Origin of the sequence: Arthrobacter sp. H20, assembly GCF_000520515.1 — a bacterium.
Classification (GTDB): Bacteria; Actinomycetota; Actinomycetes; order Actinomycetales; family Micrococcaceae; genus Arthrobacter_D.
In genome coordinates this window covers 20,654-31,555 of the sequence record NZ_KI914745.1, presented here as the reverse complement: position 1 = coordinate 31,555, position 10,902 = coordinate 20,654, and the positions used below count along the sequence as shown (strand labels likewise).

Genomic DNA, 10,902 nt, shown 5'->3' with positions numbered 1-10,902 from the left:
GGAAGCGGCGGCCGGTTCCGATGGGGAGCCAGTCGAGGAGGCGCGCCGCGCGCCGGTCACCTGGCGCTCGTTGAACCGTCCTGCCCCGGTCCGCACGCACACCGCGCCGACCGAGCGAACCCACACCAACGCCGAACCCGTCGAACCCGTCGATCCAAGCGACGCCGAGCCTGACGCCGACGACGGGCAGGACACCGGAAGGCACAATGACTGAGGTTTCACTGATCGCCTCCTACGACGCCTTGCTCGCTGATCTTGACGGCGTCGTCTACTCGGGCGCGAATGCTATTCCCGGCGCAGTTGAGTCGTTGGAGCAGCTGGCGCAGGTGGACGTCTCATTGGCGTACATCACCAATAACGCGTCCCGTTCAGCCGAACAGGTAGCTGCGCACCTACGTGAGCTGGGAGTTCCTGCAACAGCGGGTCAGGTGTTCGGATCGGCGTTGGCGGGTGCCGAGCTCTTGGCCACCCTGGTACCCAGCGGATCTACCGTCCTGGTCACCGGAAGCCAAACCCTGATCGACCAGGTCAAAGCCCAGGGGATGGTCCCGGTGACGACAGCCGATCCGATCCCCGTTGCAGTGATCCAGGGCTTTGACCCGAGCCTCGGATGGAAGGACCTCGCTGAGACCGCCTATGCGGTCGCGGGCGGCTCGGTGTGGGTAGCGACCAACACCGACCTGTCCATCCCACAGGCCAGGGGAATCGCTCCCGGGAACGGGTCGCTGGTTGCTGCAGTCACCGCCGCAACCGGCTCTTCGCCAGTCGTTGCCGGCAAGCCCGAGGCAGCGCTATTCGCAACTGCTGCGAGCCATCTGGGCGTCTCCCATCCGCTGGTGGTGGGTGACCGTTTGGACACCGATATCCTGGGCGGCAACCGGGCAGGCATGGACACGGCGCTGGTGCTTACCGGCGTCGACACGGTGCGGACCGCCCTGGCGGCAGTCGCCGACCAACGTCCAACGTTCCTCCTGGCCAGCCTCGAGGGCCTGCACGAACCCTACCCGGAGACCACCCACAGCGGTGGGGTACACCGGTGCGGCTCGTCGTCGGCAACTGTCGACGACGGAACTGTCCAGCTGACCGGTGACCCCGCCAGCCTTGACAGCTGGCGCGCGGCCTGCAGCGCCTGGTGGAGCGCGAACCCTGACACACGCACCGCCGAGCTGCCCGAAGTGAGGTCCGCGGGTAGCCCGGTTCTCGAGGACTCCGCGGGTCGCCGATGACCAGCGAGCCCCCAAACGTACTGTCACCCAAGGGCATAACGGACGAGCATGCGGCAGCCGAGGACGCCCCAGTCTTCCCGGCCGGGGCGGGCATTACCGGGGACACCAGTGTAGATGGGCTGATCACTCACCTTGCTGGCATCCCTGGGCTCCCGATTGACGAACACAACGCCCTGTACACGGGTCTGCACGACGGTCTCCTCGCTGAACTCAACGCCGATCTGTCAGCTGACCATGACGCGTCTTGACCAGGCCCTGGTGGCGCGCGGACTCGCGCGCTCCCGGTCCCATGCCGCCGCGCTGATCGCCTCGGGCAGGGTCCGGCGGGCAGGCGTCATTCTGCAGAAGCCCGCCACCAAGGTGGTTGAGGTGGACCGGCTCACGGTTGACGGCGGCAGAGTCCCGGACTTCGTCAGCCGTGCCGGCGTGAAGCTCGACGGTGCGCTGCGCGCCTTCACCGGTGTGTCTGCGGGAGGGAAGAGGTGCCTCGATGCAGGTGCCTCCACCGGGGGATTCACCGAGGTCCTGCTCCGGGCCGGCGCATCCCACGTGGCCGCCGTCGACGTCGGGCATGGGCAGCTGGTCGATGAGTTACGCCGCGACCCGCGGGTCGACGTCGTCGAGGGCCAGAACGTGCGGCAGCTGGCAGCCGACACCATTGGTGGCCCGGTGGACCTCACGGTGGCTGATCTGTCCTTCATCTCCCTCACCCTGGTGCTGCTGCCGTTGGCCCGGGCCACCAAACCCGGCGGGGACATGGTGCTATTGATCAAACCCCAGTTTGAAGTGGGCAAGGGGAAGCTGAACTCCAGCGGCGTGGTTGGAACTGAGGCGGAGCGCCGCCGCGCCGTCGGGCTGGTAGTGAATAAGGCGCTGGGGCATGGGCTGACCGTGTCAGGGCTGATCCGCAGTCCGCTACCGGGTCAGGACGGAAATATTGAGTTCTTTGTGTGGATAACTGTGCCCAGGGGCGCGATGGTGCCTAGGATCGAGGAGGAGCTTGATCGCTTGACCCGGCAGGTGCTGGACTCCAGCACTGCCTTTACCGATGCCCGGCTGGTTGCCGGCGTGCCAGACGGCGCACGGGATACGACGGAGCTTCAATGACACGACGGATACTGGTTCTCGCCCACACCGGGCGACACGACGCGATGGCGGCCGCCCAGGAAGCGTGTACCCAGCTGCACCAATCTGGGCTGATCCCCGTCATGAGGGTCGAAGAACTAAAGGATATCCAGGACGAGTATGGGGTGTTGACCGCGCCGACCGAAAAACTCGGGGTCGACGTTGCCCTGGGCGAGGTCGAACTTGGAATGGTATTGGGCGGTGATGGGACGATCCTGCGCGCCGCTGAACTGGTGCGCGGGTCCGAGGTCCCCCTGCTCGGCGTCAATCTTGGTCACGTCGGGTTTCTCGCCGAAAGTGAGCGGGCAGACCTCACCGAGACAGTGCGCCGCGTGGTGGACCGGGACTACACAGTCGAGGAGCGGATGACCATCGACGTCCAGGTGTGGCGCGGTGACGTCCTTGCCGCCCAGACCTGGGCGCTGAATGAGGCGGCGGTCGAGAAGGCCAGCCGCGAACGGATGATCGAGGTGGTGATGGAGGTTGATGGCCGCCCCCTGAGTTCGTTTGGCTGTGACGGGGTGGTGATGGCAACCCCCACCGGGTCGACTGCCTACGCGTTCTCGTCGGGCGGACCAGTGGTCTGGCCGGAGGTAGAGGCGCTCCTGATGGCGCCGATCAGCGCGCACGCACTCTTCACCAAGCCCCTGGTGATTGCACCGACGTCGGTCCTCGCTGTGGAGATCCTGACCCGCACCGATGCCGCCGGCGTCCTGTGGTGCGACGGCCGCCGGACAGTCGACCTGCCACCCGGGGCGCGGGTGGAGGTGCGCCGGGCCGACACCCCGGTTCGGTTGGCACGTACCCAGCTCACTCCTTTCTCCGAGCGGCTGGTGAAGAAATTCACGCTCCCCACCCAGGGCTGGCGCGGCCCTACCAGCCATACAGGAGGCACCGGCCAGTGATCGAAGAAATCCGTATCCGTGACCTCGGTGTCATCACTGACGCGACCCTTCACCTCGCCGGCGGCTTCACGGTGGTGACCGGGGAGACCGGCGCCGGTAAGACCATGGTGATCACCGCCCTGGGATTGCTGCTCGGTGCCCGGGCCGACGCCGGTGCGGTGCGCCTGGGTGCCAAGGCTGCCTCCGCTGAGGCTGTCCTCCGGATCGCCCCACAGAGTCCCGCTGCGCTCCGGGCCGCCGAGGCCGGCGCGGAACTGGACGAATCAGGGGGGTCAGCCGAGCTCATCGTGGCACGCACAGTCAGCGGTGACGGCCGGAGCCGGGCCTACGTTGGTGGCAGGTCTGCACCGGCGGGGGTGCTCGCTGACCTGGGCTCCGCGCTGGTGGTAGTTCACGGGCAATCGGACCAGCTGCGCTTGAAGACCGCCGCTGCCCAACGCGAAGCCCTCGACAAATTCGCTGGACCTGGCCTGTCCGAGGTGCTGGGCCGCTACCAGGTCAACTACCGCCGCCTGCTGGCGGCGGTAGCTGAGCTGGAGCAACTACGCACCGACTCCCGTGAGCGGGTGCGCGAGGCCGAATCACTGCAGGCTGCCCTGGAGGAGATCGACGTCGTGGCACCCCAGCCCGGCGAAGATGACGCCCTGAAGGCAGAATCCATCCGGTTGGGCCACGTCGAGGAGTTGCGGACCGCAGCGTTCAACGCCCATCAGGCCCTGGTCTCGGGAGAATTCGCCGACGACCAGGATGCCACTGTCCTCGTCGACGCCGCCAAGCGTCAGCTTGAGTCAGCGGGCGATCACGATCCTGCGCTGACCGCACTGGCCGGACGGCTCGCCGAGGTGGGGTATATTCTCACCGACATTTCCGCCGAGCTCTCCGGCTACACTGCCTCCCTCGACAGCGATGGGCCGGGCCGGCTCGCCGAGGTCGAGTCACGCAGGGCTGAACTTGCCGTCCTGGTCCGTAAGTATGCGCCAAGCATCGACGAGGTGCTGGAATGGGCAGAGGCTGGCCAGCTCCGGCTGGGTGAGCTGGGCGACGACTCAACCCGCATTGAGGCGCTCGGGGACGAGATTGCCACGCTCGAGCAGACGGTAGCCGAGCACGCGGCGGAGCTGACGGCACTGCGCACCAGCGCCGCCGCCACCCTGGCAGAACAGGTCACCGATGAGCTCTCGGCCCTCGCCATGGCCGCCGCCACCCTGGTGATCGAGGTGACGCCAGGAGAGCGGACCGTCTTCGGCGCGGATTGGATTGCGTTCCTCCTGCAACCGCACCCGGGGTCCGCCGCTCGCCCATTGGGCAAGGGCGCCTCAGGTGGCGAACTTTCCCGGGTGATGCTCGCCATCGAGGTGGTGCTGGCCGCCGTCGACCCGGTACCCACGTTCGTTTTCGACGAGGTGGATGCCGGGGTAGGTGGCAAGGCGGCAGTGGAGATCGGGCGCCGCCTGGCCATGCTGGCCTCACATGTCCAGGTCATTGTGGTGACCCACCTGCCACAGGTGGCGGCGTTCGCTTCCCAGCACATCCGTGTGACAAAGAACCTATCTGCCACCGCCGAAGGAGACGGCGTCACGGCCAGCGACGTCGAAGTCCTGCCGGAGGCCGAGCGGGTGCGGGAGCTGGCACGGATGCTTGCCGGGCAGGAAGAATCAGCCACGGCCCAAGCACACGCCGAGGAACTGCTCGCGGACGCAGCGCGGACTGCCTCGAAGTGCTAGGCTCAAACTCCGTGGTGCAATCAACAAATTCCCGGTTCCAGAAGTCCGCCAAGACTACCAAGCACGTCTTCGTGACGGGCGGCGTAGCCTCCTCCCTCGGGAAGGGACTAACCGCTTCAAGCCTCGGTCATCTTCTTCGTGCGCGTGGCCTATCAGTCACGATGCAGAAGCTCGACCCGTACCTCAACGTGGACCCGGGCACCATGAATCCTTTCCAGCACGGCGAGGTCTTCGTGACTGACGACGGCGCCGAAACGGATCTGGACATTGGCCACTACGAGCGCTTCCTCGATGAAAGCCTCGACGGCTCAGCGAACGTCACCACCGGCCAGATCTACTCGACGGTCATCGCTAAGGAACGCCGCGGTGAGTACCTCGGCGACACCGTCCAGGTTATCCCGCACATCACTGACGAAATCAAACGTCGGATGCGGCTGCCCTCCGAGCCAGTCGAAGTCAAGAAGGCTCCCGACGTCATCATTACCGAGATCGGTGGCACAGTCGGTGACATCGAATCGCAGCCGTTCCTTGAGGCGGCCCGGCAGGTCCGCCAGGACATTGGCAGGAACAACGTGTTTTTCCTGCACGTCTCCCTCGTGCCGTACATCGGCCCCTCGCAGGAGCTCAAGACCAAGCCGACGCAGCATTCTGTTGCCATGCTGCGGTCGATCGGTATCCAGCCAGACGCGATAGTGATCCGTTCCGACCGTGAAATTCCGGACGCCATGCGGGAAAAGATCGGCCGGATGTGCGACGTCGACGTCGACGCCGTCGTGAATGCCGCCGATGCGGCGAGCATCTACGATATCCCCAAGACCCTCCACGCACAGGGGCTGGACGCGTACATTGTGCAGGCGCTGGACTTGAAGTTCAAGGACGTCAACTGGACCAAGTGGAACAAGCTGCTCGACGTAGTCCATCACCCTAAGCACACTGTGGAAATAGCGCTGGTCGGCAAGTATATCGACCTACCGGACGCGTACCTGTCGGTGACCGAGGCGCTCCGGGCCGGCGGTTTTGCCAACAAGTCCAAGGTCGTCATCCGATGGGTGCCCTCGGACGAGTGCGACACGCCTGACGGCGCGGCCAAAGCGCTTGACGGTGCCGACGCCATCTGCGTGCCCGGTGGGTTCGGTATCCGCGGCCTCGAAGGCAAGCTGGGCGCGCTGCAGTACGCCCGCGAGAACATGGTCCCCACGCTGGGGCTGTGCCTCGGGCTGCAGTGCATGGTCATCGAGTACGCCCGCAACGTGGTGGGACTGACGGGCGCATCGTCGAGCGAATTCGATCCTGATACCCAGTACCCGGTCATCGCTACCATGGCCGAGCAGTTGCACATTGTCGACGGCGACGGCGACATGGGCGGCACCATGCGTCTCGGCCTGTGGGAAGCGAAGCTTGAGGAAGGCTCGGTTATTGCCCGCACCTATGGGAAAACCACTGTCAGCGAACGGCACCGCCACCGCTACGAGGTCAACAATGACTTCCGTGACCAGATCGCCGCCGCTGGCATGGTGTTCTCCGGAACATCGCCCGACGGCACGCTGGTCGAGTTTGTTGAGCTCCCCAAGGAAACCCACCCGTACTACGTCTCCACCCAGGCACACCCTGAGCTGAGCTCGCGGCCCACGCGGCCGCATCCGCTGTTCGCGGGACTGGTCAAGGCAGCGCTGCTCCGCCGCGGGGTCAAGGCCTGACATGAGTCACGGCCTGAGCATGGGCGATCCGTCGGACCAGCCGCTGGGCGACCAGCAAAGTCCCCGGCGGCTGCTGGACTCAAAGGTGGTGTACGAGGGCCGCATCTGGAACGTCGTCAGCGACACGTTTTCGCTCACCGATGACGAGTCCGACGGCGAACCGCTGGTGCGCGACTACATCGAGCACCCCGGTGCTGTTGCAGTTCTTGCCATGAACGACGCCGGACAGGTGCTGCTGATCAACCAGTACCGTCACCCGGTGCGGATGACCCTGTGGGAGATCCCTGCCGGCCTGCTTGACGTTCCTGACGAGGACTTCGTGGCTGCTGCCGCGCGCGAACTGGCTGAAGAAGCGGATCTGACAGCAGAGCGGTGGAATGTCCTCACCGACCTGTTTCTTTCTCCCGGCTCGTCGAGCGAGGCCCTGCGCATTTACCTGGCGCGGGGCGTCGCCGAAATCCACCCTGATGAACGCCATGAGCGTACCCATGAGGAAGCCGAAATCACGACGGCGTGGGTGGATCTGGACGACGCCGTCTCCGCAGTTCTCGCCGGGCGGATCCACAGCCCCTCGGCAATCGCTGCAGTCCTTGCAGCCTCGGCCGCACGTAGTGGCGGCTACGATCAGCTGCGGCCGGCAGATGAGCCCTGGCCCGAGCATGCCAGCCAGCACCACACCTGGCCCAACGGGTCGGTCCTGAAGAACTGATCATGGCGGCTCCTGCAACGCGGACCGCAGTCGACGAGCTGCGGGAGACCGGCCCCGGACGGCTGATGAGCGAGTACCTCCAGCACATGGCTGTGGAACGCGGCTTGTCGGTCAACACCCTCGCCGCCTATCGACGGGATCTGCTGCGGTATCACCGGTTCCTCGCCGCCCGCTCAGTCGCTGAGGTGCAACGAATCACCCGGCATGACGTCTCGGCGTTTGCGCAGGCCCTCTCGACAGGATCGGATGGTCTTGCCCAGTTGAGCCCGCGGTCCGCGGCGCGCACTGTCGTCGCAGTCCGGGGCCTGCACCGGTTCTGGGCGCTTGAGGGAATCTGTACTGCTGATCCGGCGCACGACGTCCACCCGCCGATTGCCGGAAAACGACTGCCCAAGGCCATTTCTGTCGACGAGGTGACCCGGATTCTCGAGGCTGTGAACACCGATTCGCCTGGTGGTCAGCGCGACAGGGCGCTCCTGGAATTCCTGTACTCAACGGGTTCGCGGATCAGCGAGGCGGTGGGTCTTGACGTCGACGACGTATCGGTCGATGCGGCGCTGGAGGGGCCCGCCGTCGTCCGGTTGTTTGGTAAAGGGTCAAAGGAACGGATGGTGCCGCTCGGCTCGTATGCGGCGAAGGCCATTGACTCATATCTGGTCAGGGCGCGGCCGGCTCTCGCTGCCACTGGCAAGGGAAATCCGGCCCTGTTCCTGAACCTGCGTGGCGGGCGGCTGAGCCGGCAGAGCGCGTGGACCATCCTGAAGTCGGCGGCGGAGAAGGCTGGGGTCACCCGTGAGGTGTCACCGCACACCCTGCGGCATTCTTTCGCCACCCACCTGCTGGAGGGCGGCGCTGATGTGAGGGTGGTCCAGGAACTACTGGGCCACGCCTCGGTGACCACCACCCAGGTCTACACCCTCGTTACTGCTGAGACGCTCCGCGAGGTATATGCTGCTGCCCATCCACGCGCACTCTAAGCCCGGATCTGTGTAACCTCGACGAGCCCGCTGGAAACTAACTGTGCATGAACAGGTTACTCACTCCAGGGGGGCCAAGGTTGCAGCATGACGAAGGCGTTTTTGCCGCACTCCACAGGGCGCATCGCCCGCGCGTTTTCAACTACATCCATCGCAGGGTCAACAGCCGGGAGGCTGCCGATGAGCTGACCAACGACGTGTTCAGGGTCGCCTGGCAGCGCAACCCGGATCCTGCCGACCTGACCATTGCCTGGCTGCTCGCCGTCGCCCACCACCTGATTGGTAACGAGTACCGCCGGCGGGAACGCTCCGAACAGCTGATGCAACGCATCCGTTCCACGGCAGTCCTGCAATCCAGGGCCGCGCAAAGCGCCCAGCAGCAAACGGTGGCGGACGCACTGTTGCAGTTGCGTGACAAGGAACGGGAGATTCTCCTGCTCGCCTACTGGGATGACCTAAGCGTGGCAGACATCGCCCAGGTACTCACCTGTAGCCCGTCCGCAGCGAAAGTCCGCCTGCATCGGGCCCGCAAGGCGTTCGCCGCCCTGCTGCCCACATCACTGATGGCCGAGGGAGTTGCCTGAGATGGACCGCATCGAAGACCTGATCCGGGGACTTGACCCGGTACGTGCCGAGGACCGGGCGAAGACTGAATCCGCCGTCGATCCCGCTACCGACCCTGCGACTGACACTGATGCTGAAGTGATCGCCGCTTTCCGTCCGGTGACGGCAGCGGACGACGACGACACCGGGGTGTTCAGCGACGACCGCCCCGTGGTGGTGCCGCTGGTGCGGAGGCGGCCCGTCGTCCTCGTGCTCGCTGGCGCGGCTGCAGCGGCTGCTGTGGCAGGCGCGATCGTGGTGGGCAGCACCATGGGGGTCCAGAGTCCGTTACCGGCGGGCACCACTGATCCCGCGCCGATCCCCAAGCCGACCACCGCCGGTGAGGGCACAGCCGATCCAGCCCCGGACCCGACCGGGGATCCCACGGTCGACCCCGTCGTCGAACCGACTGTTGTGCCCACCGGGCCCCCAGCCGACGTTGGGTGCCAGCCACAGGATGTTGACCGGCTGATGGAACAGGGGAGCGACTTTGCCTCGCTCACACCCTGGACCACCAATCCGCAGTATTACCCGGTCATCGGGTGCACCGATGAATGGATGTCGATGGAGATGACCGAGGAAGGGTACGCGGTGGAAGGCAAGGATGGCGGCAACGCGTGGTTCTTCATCGCGAAACGTGTCGACGGCCAGTGGATCATCGACCCCGACACCTACGGTGCGATCCTCCGCTGGGAGTTCCTCATGGAGGACCCTAACGGCACGCCGCAGGAGTTGATGGACCGACGGTTCATCGAGGCGGGCTTCCCGGTGGAACTGCGTGAGGAACTGGTGGGTGCGGGGCCCACCGCCGATGAGCTGGTGCGGGGCCTTGAGGCGCGGGAGCTGGGCCTGCGGTACCAGATCCCACTCGCCTGGGGCACTGTGGACGTGGCCGGCGGGGTGGACCTGGTGAACACCGCAGGCACTCCGGTCGCCACCCTGCAGCGGTCCAGGGAATCTGGGATCGGCGGAACATGTACTGAGGCGCCCGTGCCGTGGCGTGAACTGCTGTCGGTTCCGGTCTCGATTGACACGCCGAGCGGCCCAGTGAGTGCCAGGTTTGCCCTGCGTGTCTTTGAGGGGGAGCAGCTGGTCGGGGCGACGGGCCTGGTCCTCGCGGACGCGCCGTCGTCGGGCGAGGGGTGCATGCTCTACAACGCCATCTCCACTCCCGTGGTTGGCCTGCTCTCCCTGACGAGTGAATTCAGGCTCTCCCCCGATGAGAAAGGCAACGGGACGGTCTTCCCGGCCCTCGCGGATGCTGAGACGTACGCGGGGTCGGCCGAGTTTGGCGCCTTGGTTGCCATCGCCGAGTCGATAGTCATCACCGACTAGCCAACCCTCCAAACCCTCCGCCGAGGAGTGAGGTCTGGCGCCCTGGGACGTCCATGAGTCGCCAGAGCTCACGGTTCGGCGGAGGGTTTGGAGGCTACACTTGGGCCTCATGAAACCCCGCCCCGTTGTGCTGTGCTTCCTGTTCCGTGAGACGGCGGCAGGGAGCGAAGTGCTGCTTGGGCTGAAGAAGACGGGATTCGGCGCCGGGCGGATCGTGACGCTTGGCGGGGGAGTGGAACCCGGCGAAACCGAAGCCCAGGCAGCCGTGCGTGAGGTGGCCGAGGAGTCAGGCGTCGTCGTCGTCGAAGCCCATTTGGCTCATCTGGGACGGGTCCGCTGGCGATTCCCGGCACAGCCCGCAGCCGACATGGACGCGTCCATCTTCACCGCCGTCGAGTGGACCGGAACCCCGCAGCCCACTGTCGAGGTGGTCCCCGCCTGGTACCCGGTGGATGACCTGCCGTGGGAGGGCATGTGGGACGATGCGCGACACTGGCTGGGGTCGGTGATCGCCGGTGATCAGCTGGATGTGCTCGTCACCCTCAATTCTGACAACGAGACGGTGCTCAGCGCCGTATTCGCCTGACCCCCTCAAAACCCG

Annotated in this window: 12 protein-coding genes; all 12 read left to right on the top strand. The window is 65.8% G+C overall.

Features of this window, described 5'->3' with window-relative positions; translation table 11 throughout:
* Nucleotides 1-214 (top strand): hypothetical protein (locus tag Y703_RS19945; protein ID WP_035765189.1); only part of this gene is annotated, 214 nt, incomplete at its 5' end.
* On the top strand, nt 207-1,226 hold the full coding sequence (locus tag Y703_RS0113435; protein ID WP_026553117.1) for an HAD-IIA family hydrolase: 1,020 nt from the start codon (nt 207-209) through the stop codon (nt 1,224-1,226). The genes Y703_RS19945 and Y703_RS0113435, both read left to right, overlap by 8 nt.
* Nucleotides 1,223-1,474 (top strand): hypothetical protein, encoded by a 252-nt coding sequence (locus tag Y703_RS0113430; protein WP_051427590.1) that lies wholly within the window; start codon nt 1,223-1,225, stop codon nt 1,472-1,474. The genes Y703_RS0113435 and Y703_RS0113430 overlap by 4 nt, the downstream gene beginning before the upstream one ends.
* The gene (locus Y703_RS0113425) at nt 1,461-2,333 is read left to right on the top strand and encodes a TlyA family RNA methyltransferase (protein WP_026553115.1); all 873 of its coding nucleotides are present in this window, start codon (nt 1,461-1,463) and stop codon (nt 2,331-2,333) included. Before Y703_RS0113430 ends, Y703_RS0113425 begins: the two co-directional genes overlap by 14 nt.
* A complete protein-coding gene (locus tag Y703_RS0113420) occupies nt 2,330-3,256 on the top strand; it encodes an NAD kinase (protein WP_026553114.1) in 927 nt (308 codons plus the stop codon). Before Y703_RS0113425 ends, Y703_RS0113420 begins: the two co-directional genes overlap by 4 nt.
* A complete protein-coding gene (gene recN / locus Y703_RS0113415; protein WP_026553113.1) occupies nt 3,253-4,980 on the top strand; it encodes a DNA repair protein RecN in 1,728 nt (575 codons plus the stop codon). Before Y703_RS0113420 ends, recN begins: the two co-directional genes overlap by 4 nt.
* A complete protein-coding gene (locus Y703_RS19940) occupies nt 4,974-6,677 on the top strand; it encodes a CTP synthase (RefSeq protein WP_035765187.1) in 1,704 nt (567 codons plus the stop codon). Before recN ends, Y703_RS19940 begins: the two co-directional genes overlap by 7 nt.
* A gap of 1 nt (nt 6,678) precedes the next feature.
* Nucleotides 6,679-7,386: an NUDIX domain-containing protein gene (locus tag Y703_RS0113405; RefSeq protein ID WP_051427589.1), complete on the top strand. Its 708-nt coding sequence runs from the start codon at nt 6,679-6,681 to the stop codon at nt 7,384-7,386.
* 2 nt (nt 7,387-7,388) lie between these two features.
* Nucleotides 7,389-8,363 (top strand): site-specific tyrosine recombinase XerD, encoded by a 975-nt coding sequence (xerD, locus tag Y703_RS0113400; protein ID WP_026553111.1) that lies wholly within the window; start codon nt 7,389-7,391, stop codon nt 8,361-8,363.
* Between the two features lie 80 nt (nt 8,364-8,443).
* Nucleotides 8,444-8,947: an RNA polymerase sigma factor gene (locus Y703_RS0113395; RefSeq protein WP_026553110.1), complete on the top strand. Its 504-nt coding sequence runs from the start codon at nt 8,444-8,446 to the stop codon at nt 8,945-8,947.
* Between the two features lies 1 nt (nt 8,948).
* Nucleotides 8,949-10,301: a hypothetical protein gene (locus Y703_RS0113390; RefSeq protein ID WP_026553109.1), complete on the top strand. Its 1,353-nt coding sequence runs from the start codon at nt 8,949-8,951 to the stop codon at nt 10,299-10,301.
* A gap of 109 nt (nt 10,302-10,410) precedes the next feature.
* Nucleotides 10,411-10,887, top strand: coding sequence for an 8-oxo-dGTP diphosphatase (locus tag Y703_RS0113385; RefSeq protein ID WP_026553108.1), 477 nt, complete (start codon nt 10,411-10,413; stop codon nt 10,885-10,887).
* The last annotated feature ends 15 nt before the right edge of the window (nt 10,888-10,902 follow it).

Excerpts from the sequence above, each read along its gene's own strand:
- Y703_RS0113435 (WP_026553117.1), top strand. The coding sequence starts at position 207 with ATGACTGAGGTTTCACTGATCGCCTCCTACGACGCCTTGCTCGCTGAT.
- Y703_RS0113430 (WP_051427590.1), top strand. The coding sequence starts at position 1,223 with ATGACCAGCGAGCCCCCAAACGTACTGTCACCCAAGGGCATAACGGAC.
- Y703_RS0113425 (WP_026553115.1), top strand. The coding sequence starts at position 1,461 with ATGACGCGTCTTGACCAGGCCCTGGTGGCGCGCGGACTCGCGCGCTCC.
- Y703_RS0113420 (WP_026553114.1), top strand. The coding sequence starts at position 2,330 with ATGACACGACGGATACTGGTTCTCGCCCACACCGGGCGACACGACGCG.
- Y703_RS0113405 (WP_051427589.1), top strand. The coding sequence starts at position 6,679 with ATGAGTCACGGCCTGAGCATGGGCGATCCGTCGGACCAGCCGCTGGGC.
- xerD (WP_026553111.1), top strand. The coding sequence starts at position 7,389 with ATGGCGGCTCCTGCAACGCGGACCGCAGTCGACGAGCTGCGGGAGACC.
- Y703_RS0113390 (WP_026553109.1), top strand. The coding sequence starts at position 8,949 with ATGGACCGCATCGAAGACCTGATCCGGGGACTTGACCCGGTACGTGCC.
- Y703_RS0113385 (WP_026553108.1), top strand. The coding sequence starts at position 10,411 with ATGAAACCCCGCCCCGTTGTGCTGTGCTTCCTGTTCCGTGAGACGGCG.